Here is a 17,493-nt window from a genome sequence, read left to right as displayed (position 1 = left end):
CCCGGTCGGGCGAGAGAGGATAGGGAGCCCAGCCGGATGGACAGCGAGTGAGGACAGCATGACCGCGGCCAAGGAAGCCAGCGTCGGCCTGCCCGACGACACCGCCGTGCTCGGTGAACTCGCCGAGGCTCTGCGGCGAGTTCGCCGTGGTGATCTCAAGGTCCGGCTGCCCCGCCGCAGCGGGATGGCCGGTGAGGTCGCCGATGCGTTCAACGAGGTGGTGTCGCTGCAGGAGCGGCAGAATCTCGACCTGCGCCGGATCAGCCGGATCGTCGGACGCGACGGGCGGCTCACCGAGCGGCTGGACGACGAGGGCCTCGACGGCTCGTGGGCCGACAGCGTCCGATCGGTGAACTCCCTGATCGACGACCTCGGGCGGCCGACCACCGAGATCTCCCGGGTCATCGTGGCCGTCGCCGAGGGTGACCTCTCGCAGCACATGGCACTGGAAATGGACGGGCGACCACTCCGGGGTGAATTCCTGCGGATCGGCCGCACGGTGAACACGATGGTGGACCAGCTGTCGTCGTTCGCCGACGAGGTGACCCGGGTGGCCCGCGAGGTGGGCACCGAGGGCGAGCTGGGCGGCCAGGCCGACGTACGCGGCGTGGCCGGCACCTGGAAAGACCTGACCGACTCGGTGAACACCATGGCGTCGAACCTGACCCACCAGGTGCGATCCATCTCACAGGTGGCCACGGCGATGGCCCGGGGCGATCTGTCGCAAAAGATCACGGTCTCCGCCCGCGGCGAGGTCGCCGAGCTGTCCGACACGATGAACGGCCTGACCGACACGCTGCGGCTCTTCGCCGAGCAGGTGACCCGGGTGGCCCGCGAGGTGGGCACCGAGGGCAAGCTGGGCGGCCAGGCCGAGGTGCCCAACGTGGCCGGCACCTGGAAGGACCTCACCGACTCGGTGAACTCGATGGCCTCCAACCTGACGAGCCAGGTGCGCAACATCGCCCAGGTGTCGACGGCGGTGGCCAAGGGTGACCTGTCGCAGAAGATCACGGTGGCCGCGCAGGGCGAGATCCTCGAGCTCAAAGACACCGTGAACACGATGGTCGACCAGCTGTCGTCGTTCGCCGACGAGGTCACGCGTGTGGCCCGTGAGGTGGGCACCGACGGCCGGCTGGGTGGTCAGGCCCAGGTGCGCGGCGTCTCGGGCACCTGGCGCGACCTGACCGAGAACGTGAACCAGCTCGCCGACAACCTCACCGACCAGGTCCGCAACATCGCCCAGGTGTCGACGGCGGTGGCCAAGGGTGACCTGTCGCAGAAGATCACGGTCGACGCCCGGGGCGAGATCGCCGAGCTGAAGAACACCGTGAACACGATGGTCGACCAGCTCTCCTCGTTCGCCGAAGAGGTGACACGAGTGGCCCGCGAGGTCGGCTCGGAGGGCAAGCTCGGCGGCCAGGCCCAGGTCAAGGGCGTTTCCGGCACGTGGCGCGACCTCACCGACAACGTGAACTACATGGCGTCCAACCTGACCAGCCAGGTCCGCAACATCTCGTCGGTCACCACCGCCGTGGCCAAGGGTGACCTGTCGCAGAAGATCACGGTCGACGCCCGCGGCGAGATCCTCGAGCTCAAGTCGACCGTCAACACCATGGTCGACCAGCTCTCCTCGTTCGCCGACGAGGTCACCCGCGTGGCCCGTGAGGTCGGCACCGAGGGCAAGCTCGGCGGTCAGGCCCAGGTGCGCGGCGTGGCCGGCACGTGGCGCGACCTGACCGACAACGTGAACTCGATGGCCTCCAACCTCACCGGCCAGGTGCGCAACATCGCCCAGGTGTCGACGGCGGTGGCCAAGGGTGACCTGTCGCAGAAGATCACGGTCGACGCCCAGGGCGAGATCCTCGAGCTCAAGAACACCGTGAACACGATGGTCGACCAGCTGTCGTCGTTCGCCGACGAGGTCACCCGCGTGGCCCGCGAGGTGGGTTCCGAGGGCAAGCTGGGTGGTCAGGCCCAGGTGCGCGGCGTGGCCGGCACGTGGCGCGACCTGACCGACAACGTGAACTACATGGCGTCCAACCTGACGGCCCAGGTGCGAAACATCGCCTCGGTGACCACGGCGGTGGCCAAGGGTGACCTGTCGCAGAAGATCACGGTCGACGCCCGCGGCGAGATCCTCGAGCTCAAAGACACTGTCAACACGATGGTCGACCAGCTCTCCAGCTTTGCCACCGAGGTCACCCGGGTCGGCCGCGAGGTCGGCGTCGAGGGCAAGCTCGGTGGTCAGGCCCAGGTCAAGGGCGTTTCCGGTACGTGGCAGGACCTCACCGACAACGTGAACCAGCTGGCCTCGACGCTGACCATCCAGCTGCGCGCGATCGCCGAGGTGTCCACCGCCGTGACCCGCGGCGACCTGACCCAGAGCATCGTGCTCGATGCGCAGGGCGAGGTGGCCGAGCTCAAGGACAACATCAACCAGATGATCGTCACGCTCCGCGAGACGACCAAGGCCAACGCCGAGCAGGGCTGGCTCGACTCCAACCTGGCCCGCATCGGTGGCCTGCTGCAGGGCCAGCGTGATCTCGGCGAGGTGTGCCGCATGATCATGACCGAGGTGACCCCGCTGGTGGACGCCCAGCTCGGCGCGTTCTTCCTGGTCGACAACGAGCAGGCAGTCATGCGGCTGCGGCTGGCCGCGTCGTACGGCTACGTCGCCCGCAACCACGAGGTGACCTTCGGGCCCGGCGAGGGACTGGTCGGCCAGGCCGCCGTCTCGCGCCGCACGATCCGGGTGCGGGCCACCCACGACGGCATCCTGACCATGCGCTCGGGCCTGATGTCGATGCCGCCGAACGATCTGGTCGTGCTGCCGGTGCTGTTCGAGGGCGAGATGCTCGGCGTGATCGAGTTCGCGTCGGTGGCCGCCTTCTCGGGGCTGCACCTGACGTTCCTCGAGCGGCTCGTCTCCACGATCGGCGTCGCCTTGAACACCATTCAGGCCAACCGGCGTACGGAGGAACTGCTCTCGCAATCGCAGCGGCTGGCCCGCGAGATGCAGGATCAGTCGGCCGAGCTGCAGCGCACCAACGCCGAGCTGGAGGACAAGGCGCAGCTGCTCAGCGAGCAGAAGGCCAACATCGAGACCAAGAACCGCGAGATCGAGCAGGCCCGCCGCGGTCTGGAGGAGAAGGCGCAGCAGCTCAGCCGGGCCAGCGCCTACAAGTCGGAGTTCCTGGCCAACATGAGCCACGAGCTGCGGACCCCGCTCAACTCGCTGCTGCTGCTGGCCCGCCTGCTGGCCGACAACAACGACACCAACCTGACCGACAAGCAGATCGAGTTCGCGCGCACCATCTTCAGCGCCGGCACCGACCTGCTGTCGCTGATCGACGACATCCTCGACCTGGCCAAGATCGAGGCCGGTCGGATGGACGTCGAGCCCGACCAGGTCGACTTCGAGGGTGTCCGCAGCTATGTCGAGCAGGCGTTCGCGCCGCAGGCCAACGAGAAGAACCTGGAATTCCGGGTCTGGCTCCAGCCCGGCCTGCCCGACTCGATCCTCACCGACGCGCAGCGGCTCCACCAGATCCTGCGCAACATGCTGTCCAATGCGGTCAAGTTCACCGACAGCGGCTCGGTCACGCTGAGCATCTTCGGTGCCCCGCCCGAGACCGACTTCGAGGTGCCCGCCCTGGCCGCGGCCCGGCAGGTGATCGCCTTCGCGGTGACCGACACCGGCATCGGCATCAACGACGAGAAGCTGGCGATCATCTTCGAGCCGTTCCAGCAGGCCGACGGCACGACCACCCGGAAGTACGGCGGCACCGGCCTGGGCCTGTCGATCAGCCGTGACCTGGCCGCCCTGCTCGGCGGCACGATCGTGGTGTCGTCCCGGCCGGGCGAAGGCTCGACCTTCACGCTCTACATGCCCGACGCGCTCAGCGCCGAGGCCATCCCGCCGCTGAGCCTGCCCACGCTGCCGTCGACCACGGTGGTGGTGCAGCCCGCGCCGGCGCCGATCGACATCCCGCTGATGGAGATGCCGGTGCTGCACCAGGGCCCGGCGCTGGAGGGCCACGTGGTGAGCCCGGCCAGCCGGCAGCTCGACGGCGCCACGGTGCTCATCGTCGACGACGACGTGCGGAACGTGTTCGCGCTGACCAGCGCGCTCGAGATGCACGGGCTGAACGTGCTCTACTCCGACAACGGGGTCGACGGCGTACGGCTGCTGGCCGAGCATCCCGAGGTCGACATCGTGCTGATGGACGCGATGATGCCCGATCAGGACGGCTACGAGACCACCCGCGGAATCCGGCGCAATCAGCGCTTCCAGGATCTCCCGGTAGTGTTCCTGACGGCCAAGGCGATGCCCGGCGACCGGGAGTCGGCACTCGCGGCCGGCGCCAGCGACTACATCACCAAGCCCGTCGACCTGGACGAGCTGATCGAACTGATGGCCCGCTGGGTGAACGCCGACAAGTCCACGGAGCCGGACCTGGGCTGACCGGTCCACGAGGGGAGCAAAGTGGCGGAGCTAGCGAAGGCCCTGCTGGTCGACGACCGCAGGGACAACCTGCTCGCCCTGGAGGCGATCCTGCAGGGCCTGCCGGTCACGCCGGTGGCCGTCGAGAGCGGCGAGGCCGCGCTGAAACAGCTGCTCACCGACGATTTCGCGGTCATCCTGCTGGACGCGCAGATGCCCAACATGGACGGGTTCGAGACCGCCAGCCACATCAAGCGGCGGGAACGGACCCGCCATGTGCCGATCCTGTTCCTCACCGCGGCCGACCGGGACGCCCAGCTCGCCCTGCGCGGCTACGCCGTCGGCGCGGTCGACTACCTGACCAAGCCGTTCGACCCGTGGGTGCTGCGTGCCAAGGTCAACATCTTCGTCGAGCTGTGGACCAAGACCCAGCAGCTCAAGGCTCAGGGCGAGGCGACCCGCGAGCGTGAGGCGCAGTGGGACCGGCTCACCGAGACGGTCGACGAGGCCGCCCGGGTGCTGCGTTCGGGTGGCGAAGACGCCGCGGCCGAGGCGCTGGCCCTGCTCGAGAAAGCCCGCTGGGGCAGTTAGCTAAGCAGTGCTGCTGATCATCAGGGCGCTGCGCAGGCCGGTGATATCGAGCACTCGCAGCAGGAAGTCGCCCACGTTCGCCAGAGACAGGACAGAACGGGCATGCTGGGCCTTGCGGCTGAGCACCACGAGGGTGCCGAGACCCTGGGAGTCGCAGAACGTGACACCGGCCATGTCGAGCACGATGCGGGCCGGCGGGTCGGTCAATGTCTCGTTGACCAGGGTCGACAGGTTCGTGACCGTGAGCACGTCGATCTCCCCGGCGAGATGGAAGGTGACCTCGTCGGGTGCGTGCTCAACCGTGATCGACAGCTCGGGTCGTTCCACCGGGCCAGCCTATCGCCTGTGCGCTTGTTCGGCCTGTTGGGCTCGGCCAGATCGGGGCGTTCCCGACATCCGCGGGTGCCGCCGTGCGCCATCCTCGGGTGATGTGAGGAACCCTCTTGAGATTCCCGCCCGACCGCGCTGACACAATGGGAGCCGCTGTGACCACCTCATACCGCGCCGAGGGCCTCCCCTACCCGGAGGACGCCCCGGCTTCCCAGGCCCTGTTCGACCGCGCCCAGGCCATCGTGCCGGGCGGGGTCAATTCACCCGTGCGTGCGTTCCGGGCGGTCGGCGGCACGCCCCGATTCATGGCCTCCGGCTCCGGCGCCTGGATGACGGACGTGGACGGCCGTCGCTACGTCGACCTGGTCTGCTCGTGGGGTCCGCTGATCCACGGCCACGCCCACCCCGAGATCATCGCGGCCGTCACGGCCGCCGCCGCCCGGGGCACCAGCTTCGGCACCCCGACGGCGGGCGAGGTCGACCTGGCCGAGGAGATCGTCCGCCGCACCCCGGTCGACGAGGTCCGCCTGGTCAACTCGGGCACCGAGGCCACCATGACGGCGATCCGGCTGGCCCGCGGCTACACCGGCCGCTCCAAGATCGTGAAGTTCGCCGGCTGCTACCACGGCCACGTCGACGCGCTGCTGGCCGCGGCCGGCTCCGGGGTCGCGACGCTGGGCCTGCCCGACTCGCCCGGCGTCACCGGCGCGGCCGCCAGCGAGACGATCGTGCTGCCCTACAACGACGTGGCCGCCGTCGAGGAGGCCTTCCGGCAGGACGGCGCCGAGATCGCCGCGATCATCACCGAGGCCGCGGCCGGCAACATGGGCGTGGTCGCCCCGCGCGACGGCTTCAACCAGCGGCTGGCCGAGATCGCCCACGCGGCCGGCGCCCTGCTCATCGTCGACGAGGTGATGACCGGCTTCCGCGTCTCGCCCGGGGGCTGGGCCGGGCTCGACCCGGTCGACGCCGACCTGTTCACCTTTGGCAAGGTGATGGGCGGCGGGCTGCCCGCGGCGGCGTTCGGCGGGCGGCGCGAGATCATGTCGCGGCTCGCTCCGGCCGGCCCGGTCTATCAGGCGGGCACGCTCTCGGGTAACCCGCTGGCCTGTGCGGCCGGGCTCGCCTCACTGCGGCTGGCCGACGATGCGACGTACAAGCGGCTCGACGAACTCTCGGCGACGGTCGGGGCACTCGCTTCCGATGCGCTGACGACTGCGGGTGTCGCGCACCATCTCGCGTACGCGGGAAACATGTTCTCGATTTTCTTCACCGCCTCCGAGGTGCACGACTACGAGACGGCGAAGACGCAGGACGCGGCCGCGTTCAAGGCGTTCTTCCACGAGATGCTGGCCCGCGGTGTCTATCTGCCGCCGAGCGCCTTCGAGTCGTGGTTCGTCTCGACCGCGATCGACGAGGAAGCGCTGGAGACGATCGCGACCGCGCTGCCCTTCGCGGCACGGGCGGCCGCGGCGGGGGGAGCAGCATGACCACCAAGACGACCGTCCACGTGCTGCGGCACGGCGAGGTGTTCAACCCCGGCAAGATCCTGTACGGCCGGCTGCCCGACTTCCACCTGTCCGAACTCGGCACCCAGATGGCCAAGGCGGCGGCCGAGGCGCTGGCCAAGCGCGACATCACGCACGTCGTGGCCAGCCCGCTCGAGCGCGCGCAGGAGACGGCCGTCCCGATCGCCGGCGAGTTCGACCTCGAGATCGCCACCGACACCCGGCTGATCGAGAGCGCCAACTACTTCGAGGGCAAGAAGGTCTCGGTCGGCGACGGCGCGCTGACCAACCCGCGGCACTGGTGGGTGCTGCGCGACCCGATCACGCCGTCGTGGGGCGAGGCCTACCTGGTCATCGCCCAGCGGATGTTCGCCGCGGTCCAGGCGGCCCGGGTCGCCGCCGAGGGTCACGAAGCCGTCTGCGTCTCACACCAGCTACCGATCTGGACGCTTCGACGCTATGTGGAAAAGAAGCGTCTGTGGCACGACCCGCGCAAGCGTCAGTGCGGTCTGGCCAGCCTGACCTCGTTCCGGTTCGAAGACAGCAAGGTAGTCGGCATCGACTACTCCGAGCCGGCCGCCCACCTGGTGGCCCTCTCCGCGACAGCCAAGACCGCCAAGGGAGCTTGACCATGCGCCGCCTCGCCGCCGTCCTGGCCGCCGCCGCTCTCACGGGCGGTGTGCTCGCCGGATGCAGCGGGGAGGACAACTGGACCAAGAAGTGCGCCACCGCGTCGGGTGTGGTCGAGTGCGCCCCCGAAAACCGGCCCGCCGTCAAGCCGATCCAGGGCGAGCTGCTCGACGGCAAGGCGTACGACATCAGCCAGGATCGCGGCAAGGTCATCGTGGTCAACTTCTGGGGATCGTGGTGCTCGCCCTGCCGGGCCGAGGCCGACGACCTGGAGAACACCTTCCAGGCCACCAAGGCCAAAGACGTCACGTTCCTCGGCGTCAACTCGCGGGACGACAAGGATTCCGCCCGCGAGTTCGAGCGCGGCCGGGTGACCTACCCCAGCCTCTACGACTTCGAGGGCCGGGTCGGCATCCAGTTCGACGTGACCGCGGTCAGCACGCCGTCCACGTTGATCATCGATCGGCAGGGGCGGATCGCGATCGCCCTGCGCGGTGCCACCACCGAGACGCAACTGAAGCCGCTGGTCGAGAAGATCGCGGCCGAGGGGCAGCGCTGATGGCCGACTCCTTCGCCAACATCGCCAGCGGAGGGCCGCTGCTGCTGGCCATCGCCGTGGCCGCGCTGGCCGGCCTGGTCAGCATCCTTTCGCCCTGCGTGCTGCCGTTGTTACCCGGCTACCTGTCCTATGTGACCGGACTGGCCGGCTCCGATCTCGACTCCTCCGCGCCGAAGCCTTCGCCGGAGGGCGGCGTCCAGACGCTCACCCGCCCGACCACTCGCCGGGGCCGGGTGCTGGCCGGTACGAGCTTGTTCGTGCTCGGCTTCGCGGTCGTCTTCACGCTGCTCGCGTCGCTGGTCGCCAATCTCGGCTTCCTGCTGCGCAACAAGGAGGCGCTCAACATCGGTCTGGGCATCCTGGTGATCGTGCTCGGCCTCGGCTACCTGGGCTGGATCCCGGGCATGCAGCGCGAGGCCCGCATCTCCAAGCTGCCCGCGGCCGGCCTGATCGGTGCGCCGATCTTCGGGGCGATCTTCGCGTTCTCGTGGCTGCCCTGCACCGGGCCCACCCTGGCCGCCGTGCTCGCGCTGGCCACCACGAGCGGGGAGACCAACCGGGCCGTCGTGCTCGCCCTCGCGTACAGCCTGGGCCTGGGAATTCCGTTCGTGCTCTTCGGTCTGTTCTTCCGCAAGCTGCTCGGCGTGTTCCGATTCATCCGCCGCAACAGCCAGTGGGTCACCCGGATCGGCGGCGTGCTGCTCATCCTCGTCGGCGTCATGCTGGTCAGCGGCGGGTGGGACCACTTCCTGGTGTGGCTGCTGACGACCTTCAACTTCGACGCGGGGACCCTGCTATGACGGTCACCCAGGAACGACCGGCCGCACCGGCCGCGCCGCCGCCCCGCCGGCCGAACCGGCTCTGGGCCCTGCTGCGCAATTCGTGGCGGCAGCTCACCAGCATGCGTACGGCGCTGGTCCTGCTCTTCCTGCTGGCCATCGCGGCCATCCCGGGCTCGGTCTTCCCGCAGCGTGCGGTCAACACCGAGCGGGTCACGCGCTATTACCAGGCTCATCCGCAGCTGGCGCCCTGGGTCGAGCGGCTCGGCGGCTTCGAGGTCTACGCCTCGCCCTGGTTCGCCTCGATCTATCTGCTGCTGTTCACGTCGCTGGTCGGCTGCATCATCCCGCGCATCGCCGACCACGTCCGCGCGCTGCGCCAGGCCCCACCGGACGCGCCCAAGCGGCTGCAGCGGCTGCCGCAGTTCGCCGATCTCGGGTCGCGGACCGGCGCGCCGGCCGAGGTTGCGTCGAACGTCGCCGGCATGCTGCGCCGCCACCGGTTCCGCACCCGGGTGCGCGAGAGCGAAGACGGCAGCTGGACGGTCTCGGCCGAGAAGGGCTACCTCAAAGAGACCGGCAACCTGTTCTTCCACACCGCCCTGCTGGCCGTGCTGCTCGGCGTCGGCTTCGGGCACTGGTACGGCTGGCACGCCAACCGGATCCTGGTCGGCGGCAACGACTCGGGCTTCTGCAACACGCTCACGCAATATGACGACTCCACCCTCGGACCGCGTGTCGAGCCGTCCGACCTGCCCAACTTCTGCCTGCGGCTGAGCGACTTCGACGCCACGTTCCAGAGCACCGGTCAGCCCAAGTCCTTCTCGGCCACCGTCGGGGTGAGCGAGAACAACGGCCCGTACGAGACCCGGAAGTTCACGGTCAACGACCCGCTGCGGCTCGACGGCGCCAACGTCTACCTGCTCGGCCACGGCTACGCGCCGGTGCTCAAGTACACCGACCGCTACGGCGTCTCGCAGACCAAGGTCGTGCCGTTCCTGCCGATGGACGCGATGCAGACCAGCGAGGGCGTCGCGCAGTTCCCCGACGTCAACATCGACCCCAAGACCGACAAACGGGACTCCACGCTGCAGATGGGCTTCGAGGGCGTCTACCTGCCCACGGCGCCCACCGACGGCCGGGCGACCTCGGTGTTCCCGGCCGAGAACAACCCGATGCTCTATCTGAGCGCGTTCCGCGGCGACCTGGGCCTCGACGTCGGCACACCGGGCTCGGTCTACTCGCTCGACCAGAGCCAGATCACCAGTGGAGACCTCAAGAAGGTCAGCGGCGACCGCCCGTACGCGCTCAAGCTGGGCGACACCTGGACCCTGGACGACGGCACCAAGCTGGAGTTCGTCGGCACCCGCCCGTTCGCCACGCTCTCCATCCGCCACGACCCGACCCAGCTGCTTGCCCTGGCCGGCGCGGTGGTCGGCCTGATCGGTCTGATGTTCTCGCTGAGCGGGCGCCGGCGGCGGGTGTGGTTCCGTGTGTCGCAAAATGCTGACCTGGCAGGTTCGCCGGGAGAGTCCGGCGGTACGTTGTTGACGGCCGGTGGGCTGCCACGCACCGACTATCCCGGTTTCGAAGCCGAGTTCAAGGCACTGGTGAAGGCCGCCGAGGAAGGGACACCCTGATGGCGGAGTTGTCGAACCAGCTGATGGCCGCGGCCGTCCTGGCATATCTGGCCGCGATGGTCGCCTACGCGGGGGAGTACGCGTTCGGCAAACGCAGCCGGATCGGCCGTGCCGCCGTTCGCCCCGCTAAGCAGCTGGTGGGCGCGGGAGCGCCGGCGTCCGTCGCTGATGACGTTGTTCCGCCCGCTGATGACGTTGCGCCCGCCGCCGATGTGGCGGCCGCGGACTACGTTGCCGCCGCCCGGCGCAACCGCGGTGAGCTGGTCGGCCAGATCGCGGTCGGCATCAACGTCCTCGCCGTGCTGCTGCACCTCGGCGGCCTGGTCACGCGCGGTGTCGCGGCCGACCGGATGCCGTGGGGCAACATGTACGAGTACATCCTGTCGACTACCTTCATCGCCTCGGCGGTGTGGCTGGGCGTCGTGCTCGCCCGTCCGGCCGTACGCCACCTGGGCCTGTTCGCCACGCTGTTCCTGGTCGTCATGATCGGCGCGGCCAGCATGATCGCCTACACCCCGGTGGGCCCGCTGGTGCCGGCGCTGCACTCCTACTGGTTCATCATCCACGTGTCGACGATCATCATCGGCTCCGGCATCTTCCTGATCGGGGCCGTGCCGGCCGCGATGTTCCTCATCCGCAACGGCTACGACGAAGGCAAGCGCCGCTTCCCCTACACGCTGGGCAAGCACGTGCCCGAGGCGGTCTCGCTCGAGCGCCTGACGTTCCGGCTGCACGCCTTCGCGTTCCCGCTGTTCACCTTTGGCGCGCTGATCGCGGGTCCGATCTGGGCCGAGGCGTCGTGGGGCCGCTACTGGGGCTGGGACCCCAAGGAGGTGTGGGCGTTCATCTCCTGGGTCGTCTACGCCGGTTACCTGCACGCGCGGGCCACGCCCAGCGTCAAGCGCACGGTGGCGACCTGGATCGCCCTGTTCGGCTTCCTGACCATGCTGATGAACCTGTTCGGCGTCAACCTGTTCTTCGAGGGCCTGCACTCGTACGCGAACGCCGGTTAGCCCTTGCCGCAGTCGCCCGCCGTCCAGGTGTCATAGCGGGTCAGCCAGTCCAGGCAGAAGCCGCCGTTGAGTTCGCGCTGGGCCGGGTTCGAACCGGTCAGGGTGGGGATGTCCTCGCGCCAGAAGCGGGAGTCCCCGCCGCCGCCCGGGCGCAGCCGCACGTTGTCGACCATCACCGGCGGCACGTCGATCAGGCCCGGCTTGCCCGCGTCGACGTGCACCTCGACGTACTGCTCGACGGTCGCGGTGGCGCCGAGCGGCAGCTGCTGGGCGGTCAGCAGGTTCCACCGGTTGCCCCACCAGAGCCAGGCACTCCAGTAGCCACCCGCATCGGCGTGCAGGTCGAGCCAGACCTTGTCGCCCGGCTTCAGCGCGTACTGCTCGTAGAACTGCCAGGTCTTGGTGTTGGTGTTGAACGTGTAGATCTGCTGGCGGCCCGGCCCGGCCCAGCCGGTCTCGGCCCAGCCCGCCTCGAGCCACCGGATGTCGCCCCGGCCCATGTTGCGCTTGACCATGAAGCGGCCGGCTACGAAGTCGTACGAGCGGGGGCGGATCGAGCCGTCCACCACCGACATGCGCCCGGAGACGCCGGCCCATTCGCCGCCGGTGTTGGCGCCCAGGTGGTGATAGCCGCTCGGGGTGAACCCGGCCTCGCCGCGCCGGGCCAGCCTCACCCCGGATTCGAGGATGTGACCTGCGGCACGGCACGCTCCCGGGGTCGCCCGTCCGGCCCGCTCGGTGGGGGGCCGAGTGGACTTCCCGGCTTTCGGGCACGCGGGCAGCCCGGTCGCCGTGGCGGCCGCCTCGCTAGGCGTCGGACCTGCGGTGACCAGCGCGGCCAGGGCGCACCACAGCACTGCTTTCCGGATCTTCACCTGCACCTCGCCTGAGTGTCGGGAAATCGCCCACTCCAACTCGAATCGGACATGATGAGTGACGGTGATCGCCCGGGCTCGGAACTGTCGGACCCGTGCGCGAGACTTACTGGCATGGCGTCCCGTGGGTTTCCCTATGCCGATCTGCAGAGCTTCCTCGACGCCCTCGAGGCGGCCGGTGAGCTGCGCCGGGTCACCGTGCCGGTCGACCCGACGCTCGAGATCAGCGAGGTGGTGACCCGCACGGTCCGCGAGGGCGGCCCGGCGCTGCTGTTCGAGCGGCCCACCCGGGGCTCGATGCCGCTGGCGATCAACCTCTTCGGCACCGAGAAACGCATGGCCATGGCGCTCGGGGTCGAGACGCTGGACGAGGTCGGCGACCGCATCGGCTCGATGATCAAGCCGGAGCTGCCGGTCGGCTGGTCCGGCATCCGCGAGGGCATCGGCAAGGTGCTGCAGCTCAAGTCGCTGCCGCCGCGCAAGGTCAAGACGGCGCCCTGCCAAGAGGTGGTGCTCAAGGGCGACGAGGTCGACCTCGGCCTGCTGCCCGGCCTGCAGGTCTGGCCCGGCGACGGCGGCATCTTCCATAACTTCGGGCTCACCCACACCAAGCACCCCGAGACCGGCAAGCGCAACCTCGGGCTCTACCGCCTGCAGCAGCACTCGAAAAACACGCTGGGCATGCACTGGCAGATCCACAAGGACTCGACCGCCCACCACGCGGTGGCCGAGCGGCTCGGCCAGCGCCTGCCGGTGGCCATCGCGATCGGCTGCGACCCGGTGGTCAGCTACTCCGCTTCGGCGCCGCTGCCGTCCGACATCGACGAATACCTGTTCGCGGGCTTCCTGCGCGGCGAGCGGGTCGAGATGGTCGACTGCCTGACCGTGCCGCTCCAGGTGCCGGCCGAGGCCCAGATCATCCTCGAGGGCTATCTCGAGCCCGGCGAGCGGCTGCCCGAGGGCCCGTTCGGCGACCACACCGGCTTCTACACGCCGGTCGAGCCGTTCCCGGTGCTGCACATCGAGTGCATGACCATGCGGAAGAAGCCGATCTACCACTCGATCATCACGTCGCAGCCGCCGCAGGAAGATCACGGCCTCGGCAAGGCCACCGAGCGCATCTTCCGGCCGCTGCTCAAGATGATGATCCCCGACATCGTCGACTACGACCTGCCGTCGGCGGGCGTCTTCCACAACTGTGCGATCGTCTCGATCAAGAAGCGCTACCCGAAGCACGCGCAGAAGGTGATGAACGCCATCTGGGGCGCGCACTCGATGGCGTTCACCAAGCTGATCGTGATCGTCGACGAGGACTGCAACGTCCACGACTACGCCGAGGTCGCCTTCCGCGCGCTCGGCAACGTCGACTACAGCCGCGACCTGCTGCTCACCGAGGGCCCGGTCGACCACCTCGACCACGCCTCCTACCAGCAGTTCTGGGGCGGTAAGGCGGGCATCGACGCCACCCGTAAGCTGCCGTCGGAGGGCTACTCACGAGGCTGGCCCGAAGAGATGGTGATGTCCCCCGAGGTGACCAGCCTGGTGGACAAGCGCTGGAAGGAATACGGCATATGACGGCGATCGCCGAAGTCCCCGAGAAACCGGGCAAGGTCAAGGCGTTCCTGCGCCTGGTCGCCATCGAGCACTCGGTGTTCGCGCTGCCGTTCGCCTACCTGTCGGCGCTGGTCGCGCTCGACCGCCTCGACACCGGCATCCACTGGATCGACCTGCTGCTGGTGACGGTCGCGATGGTGTCCGGCCGCACGTTCGCCATGGCCGCCAACCGCATCCTCGACCGCAAGATCGACGCCCTCAACCCGCGGACGCAGAACCGCGAGCTCGTCACCGGCGCGGTCAGCCTGCGGACGGCGTGGACGGGCGCGGCGATCTCGCTGGTCGTCCTGTTCGTGGCGGCCGGGCTGCTCAACCCGCTCTGCCTGGTGCTGTCGCCGCTGGCCGTGATCCCGCTGGTGATCTATCCGTACGCCAAGCGGTTCACCAACTTCCCGCATTACGTGCTCGCACTGGCCCAGGCGGTGGCCCCGGTCGGTGCCTGGCTGGCGATGACCGGCACGTTCGACGGTTCGGGCCCGGCCTGGCTGCTCGGCGTCGCGGTCGGCCTCTGGATCGGCGGGTTCGACATCATCTACGCCTGCCAGGATGTCGACGTCGACCGCCGGATCGGCGTGCACTCGACCCCGGCCCGGTTCGGCGTCCGCACGGCGCTGCACATCTCGACCGCGACCCACGTGGTGACGTTCGCGCTGTTCGTGTGGTTCGGCCAGCTCGTCGGCCTCGGCTGGCTGTGGTGGATCGGTCTGCTCCTGACCGCGGCCGCCTTCGTCTACCAGCACATCGTGGTCACGCCGAACGACCTGTCCAAGGTCAACCGCGCCTTCTTCACGGCCAACGGCTTTGTCGGCATCGCGCTGTTCCTGTTCGCCCTGCTCGACCTGATGCTGCTGTAACCGTTTCGCCATCGGCGTCCGTCTAACCGGCGTGAGCGACCATGAGGCCGAGTTCCGCGAGTTCGTCGGGGCGCAGATGGAGTCGCTGCGCGGCCTCGCCTACCTCACATGCGGCGACTGGCAGGTGGCCGAAGACGCGGTGTTGTCCGCGTTGGCCCGGCTCTATGTGAAATGGGGCCGGGTCGAGAACCACGGTTCCTACGCCCGTACGGCGGTGGTCCGCGCGGCGATCGACGAGACGCGCCGGCCGTGGTGGCGCCGCGAACAGTCACACAGTCACGCCATGCCCGAGATGCCGGCGCCCGACGTGATCCCGGACGTGGACGACCGTGTGCAGTTGCGCGCCGCCCTGATGCAGGTGCCGGTCAAGCACCGGGCCGTGCTGGTGCTGCGGTTTCTCGAGGGACTCAGCGTGCCGCAGACGGCGGCGGCGCTGCGCTGCCCCGAGGGCACGGTCAAGGCGTACACGTCGCGGGGTCTCGAAACGCTGCGCCGGATTCTCGGCGCCGACCTCAGTCTCGACGAGCGTGTCTCCGGCCCCGTCGCGGCCGATCGACGGCGGACGGAGGCCCGTCATGAAGCTTTCTGACCTGCTGGAGGGCGCACCTCCGGCCCGATACTCCGTCGACGATTTCGTGTCGGCGGGCCGCCGTCGTCGGCGGCGCCGGAATGCCGGGTGGGCGATCGCGGCCGTGGTGGCGGTAGCCATCGCGATCGGGGTGCCGCAGATCCTCACCCGGCATGACGACGTGCTGCTGCCCGCCTACCCGCCCGGGGCGAAGCCGTTCGACCAGATCTTCTCGGGGTATCTGAGCGGCGACCTCCGCGTCGGCGATCCGGACTGGGTCAGCGTCAACAACCAGACCACCTGGATCGCCCGCGCCGTGCCGTCCAGCGCCTCGCTCTCGTCCCGGCCGAGTGTCTACGAGTCGGCCGGCCGGCTCGCCCTCTACCGCCCCGGCTTCACCCCACCCGACCTCTGGGATGCCGCCACCGTCGCCGCGGCCGAGCCGATTCGAGGCGGTCAGGCGTATTTCGCCAAGCCGACGGTGACCGCGGGCAACCGGGCCGACCGCCTGCTCGTCTGGGAGTACGCCGACGGCGCGCTGGGCGTCGTGATGTCGTACGGCGAACTCAGCCGCAAGGAGATGGTGCGAGTGGCCACGGCGTTCCGTCTGTCCGAGGCCCGACCGGCCCGGCAGAGCTACGCCGTCTCGTGGGTGCCACCCGGCCTGCGGCTGGTCGCCGTGGAGGGCGGTCGCGGAGGCTCGCCGACGGCGGTGTTCGTTCCGGCGCGTGACAGTGCCGGCTTCACCATCGATCCGCGGGTGGATCAGACCGAGATGACGACGGCCGGGTGGAGTTCACCGACCGTGGACTCGGCGGGGAACGTGGTCGACTACGCCTTTCCCATGCCCCTCTCGTCTCCGCCGGGCTATACGCCGGTGCCGCCCGGTGGCATCGCCATCGGCATGACCCCGGGCTTCACGGCTCGACTGGGGCGGACGCCGACGTGCCGGTCGGTCATCGAATCCCGGTCGTGGGGCCAATCTCCGGACACACCCGCGACGGAGTGCGAGGTCGCTCCGGACAACGACAGTTATCTGGTCGCCCGGTCGAGTCCCGACGTGCCGATCGCGGACCTCAAGCGGATGGCGGTGTCGGGCCGGCTCACCGAGGCCGAGCGGACGACCGTGGAGTCCTTTCCCACTTCGGCTCAGGTGCCGAGCGACTAGGTTGCACACTTGAGGCATGCGTGAACCGTGGGTCGTGGGTGTCTCAGGAGCTTCCGGTACGCCGTACGCCCGTGCCGTGCTCAGCGGACTGCTGGACGCCGGTGAGGCCGTCGACCTCGTCATCTCGAAAGCCGCCCGGCTGACGATTCTCGACGAGACCGGTGCGACCGTACGGGATGCGCATTGGAAGGACGACGTCGGCGCATGGCTGGGCCGCGATCTGGGCGACCTGACCTACTGGCCGGCGGCCGATCTGGCCGCCGGTCCCAGCAGTGGGTCATACCCGGCGAAGGGCATGATCGTGGTGCCCGCCAGCACGGCTGCGTGCGCCGGCATAGCGATCGGGCTGTCCAAAGATCTGCTCCAGCGCGCGGCCGAGGTCAACCTCAAAGAGCGTCGACGCACAGTCATCGTGCCGCGGGAAACGCCGGTCACTCGCAGTCACCTGGAGCACCTGATCGCCCTGCACGACGCCGGAGCGGTCGTTCTGCCTGCAAGCCCGGGCTTCTACGGCTCCGGGGCGCAGGCGACAGCGCAGCAACTCATCGACTTCATCGCGGGCAAGGCGCTGGACGCGCTCGGTGTGGAGCACACGCTCCTCACCCGCTGGAAGGGCGAGCTGAACGCTCAGCGCAACCCGTTGGGCGGTCCGTAACCCAGGCCCGGATTGCTCGGGCCGGAATTACGTGGGCGGTTGGCGGCATCGTCCTCACGCATTTCCTCGACCACGCCGTCGCCTTCCAGCAACGCTCGGACCTCGGATTCACGGAAGCGGCGGTGACCACCTGGCGTGCGAATGCTGCCGATACGTCCGGCGGCGGCCCATCGCGTGACCGTCTTCGGGTCGACGCGGAACAGCGCGGCCACCTCGCCTGGCGTCAGCAGACGATCTCCAGTGTCCACAGCCCCCTCCTCGCGTC

At 69.1% G+C, this 17,493-nt stretch carries 16 protein-coding genes; 13 read left to right on the top strand and 3 right to left on the bottom strand.

All coding sequences use genetic code 11. The features are described from left to right. Positions 1 to 58: 58 nt before the first annotated feature. Both KOI35_RS30045 and KOI35_RS30040 read left to right on the top strand, forming a co-directional pair. Complete coding sequence (locus tag KOI35_RS30045) at positions 59 to 4,465, top strand: HAMP domain-containing protein (RefSeq protein WP_215791990.1); 4,407 nt, start codon at positions 59 to 61, stop codon at positions 4,463 to 4,465. Between the two features lie 21 nt (positions 4,466 to 4,486). Next, on the top strand, positions 4,487 to 5,035 hold the full coding sequence (locus KOI35_RS30040) for a response regulator (protein ID WP_215791989.1): 549 nt from the start codon (positions 4,487 to 4,489) through the stop codon (positions 5,033 to 5,035). Here the strand turns inward: KOI35_RS30040 and KOI35_RS30035 are convergent, their stop codons facing one another. Next, complete coding sequence (locus tag KOI35_RS30035; protein ID WP_215791988.1) at positions 5,036 to 5,362, bottom strand: STAS domain-containing protein; 327 nt, start codon at positions 5,360 to 5,362, stop codon at positions 5,036 to 5,038. A gap of 146 nt (positions 5,363 to 5,508) precedes the next feature. Between KOI35_RS30035 and hemL the strand changes: the two genes are divergently transcribed. Genes hemL through ccsB form a run of 6 tightly spaced genes read left to right on the top strand, consistent with a single transcriptional unit; the run spans position 5,509 to position 11,494 of the window. Continuing rightward, the gene (hemL, locus tag KOI35_RS30030) at positions 5,509 to 6,855 is read left to right on the top strand and encodes a glutamate-1-semialdehyde 2,1-aminomutase (protein WP_215791987.1); all 1,347 of its coding nucleotides are present in this window, start codon (positions 5,509 to 5,511) and stop codon (positions 6,853 to 6,855) included. After that, on the top strand, positions 6,852 to 7,502 hold the full coding sequence (locus tag KOI35_RS30025; RefSeq protein WP_215791986.1) for a histidine phosphatase family protein: 651 nt from the start codon (positions 6,852 to 6,854) through the stop codon (positions 7,500 to 7,502). Before hemL ends, KOI35_RS30025 begins: the two co-directional genes overlap by 4 nt. Further along, positions 7,499 to 8,062, top strand: coding sequence for a TlpA family protein disulfide reductase (locus tag KOI35_RS30020; RefSeq protein ID WP_438870630.1), 564 nt, complete (start codon positions 7,499 to 7,501; stop codon positions 8,060 to 8,062). The genes KOI35_RS30025 and KOI35_RS30020 overlap by 4 nt, the downstream gene beginning before the upstream one ends. Further along, entirely contained in the window at positions 8,062 to 8,862 is an 801-nt protein-coding gene (locus KOI35_RS30015; RefSeq protein WP_215791984.1) for a cytochrome c biogenesis CcdA family protein, read from the top strand. Before KOI35_RS30020 ends, KOI35_RS30015 begins: the two co-directional genes overlap by 1 nt. After that, on the top strand, positions 8,859 to 10,481 hold the full coding sequence (resB, locus tag KOI35_RS30010; protein WP_215791983.1) for a cytochrome c biogenesis protein ResB: 1,623 nt from the start codon (positions 8,859 to 8,861) through the stop codon (positions 10,479 to 10,481). The genes KOI35_RS30015 and resB overlap by 4 nt, the downstream gene beginning before the upstream one ends. Beyond that, entirely contained in the window at positions 10,481 to 11,494 is a 1,014-nt protein-coding gene (gene ccsB, locus KOI35_RS30005) for a c-type cytochrome biogenesis protein CcsB (protein ID WP_215791982.1), read from the top strand. Before resB ends, ccsB begins: the two co-directional genes overlap by 1 nt. On the opposite strand, the gene KOI35_RS30000 is transcribed toward ccsB, so the two are convergent. Next, the gene (locus tag KOI35_RS30000; protein WP_308121213.1) at positions 11,491 to 12,375 is read right to left on the bottom strand and encodes a hypothetical protein; all 885 of its coding nucleotides are present in this window, start codon (positions 12,373 to 12,375) and stop codon (positions 11,491 to 11,493) included. The two genes, ccsB and KOI35_RS30000, sit on opposite strands and share 4 nt — an antisense overlap. Before the next feature lie 108 nt (positions 12,376 to 12,483). On the opposite strand from KOI35_RS30000, the gene KOI35_RS29995 reads away from it, so the two are divergent. The 5 genes from KOI35_RS29995 to KOI35_RS29975 are packed head-to-tail and all read left to right on the top strand — an operon-like array spanning position 12,484 to position 17,228. Continuing rightward, positions 12,484 to 13,944, top strand: a complete 1,461-nt coding sequence (locus KOI35_RS29995; protein WP_215791981.1) for a menaquinone biosynthesis decarboxylase — start codon at positions 12,484 to 12,486, stop codon at positions 13,942 to 13,944. After that, entirely contained in the window at positions 13,941 to 14,837 is an 897-nt protein-coding gene (gene mqnP / locus KOI35_RS29990; RefSeq protein ID WP_215791980.1) for a menaquinone biosynthesis prenyltransferase MqnP, read from the top strand. The genes KOI35_RS29995 and mqnP overlap by 4 nt, the downstream gene beginning before the upstream one ends. Before the next feature lie 31 nt (positions 14,838 to 14,868). Then, positions 14,869 to 15,426, top strand: a complete 558-nt coding sequence (locus KOI35_RS29985) for a SigE family RNA polymerase sigma factor (RefSeq protein ID WP_215791979.1) — start codon at positions 14,869 to 14,871, stop codon at positions 15,424 to 15,426. Continuing rightward, a complete protein-coding gene (locus tag KOI35_RS29980) occupies positions 15,413 to 16,573 on the top strand; it encodes a hypothetical protein (protein ID WP_215791978.1) in 1,161 nt (386 codons plus the stop codon). The genes KOI35_RS29985 and KOI35_RS29980 overlap by 14 nt, the downstream gene beginning before the upstream one ends. Positions 16,574 to 16,589: 16 nt before the next feature. Next, positions 16,590 to 17,228, top strand: a complete 639-nt coding sequence (locus KOI35_RS29975; RefSeq protein WP_215791977.1) for a UbiX family flavin prenyltransferase — start codon at positions 16,590 to 16,592, stop codon at positions 17,226 to 17,228. Here the strand turns inward: KOI35_RS29975 and KOI35_RS29970 are convergent. Beyond that, positions 17,201 to 17,476 (bottom strand): BldC family transcriptional regulator, encoded by a 276-nt coding sequence (locus tag KOI35_RS29970; protein WP_215791976.1) that lies wholly within the window; start codon positions 17,474 to 17,476, stop codon positions 17,201 to 17,203. The two genes, KOI35_RS29975 and KOI35_RS29970, sit on opposite strands and share 28 nt — an antisense overlap. Positions 17,477 to 17,493: the final 17 nt, after the last annotated feature.

Source organism: Paractinoplanes bogorensis, assembly GCF_018829635.1.
Lineage (GTDB): Bacteria > Actinomycetota > Actinomycetes > Mycobacteriales > Micromonosporaceae > Actinoplanes > Actinoplanes bogorensis.
This window is presented reverse-complemented; position numbering and strand designations above follow the sequence as displayed.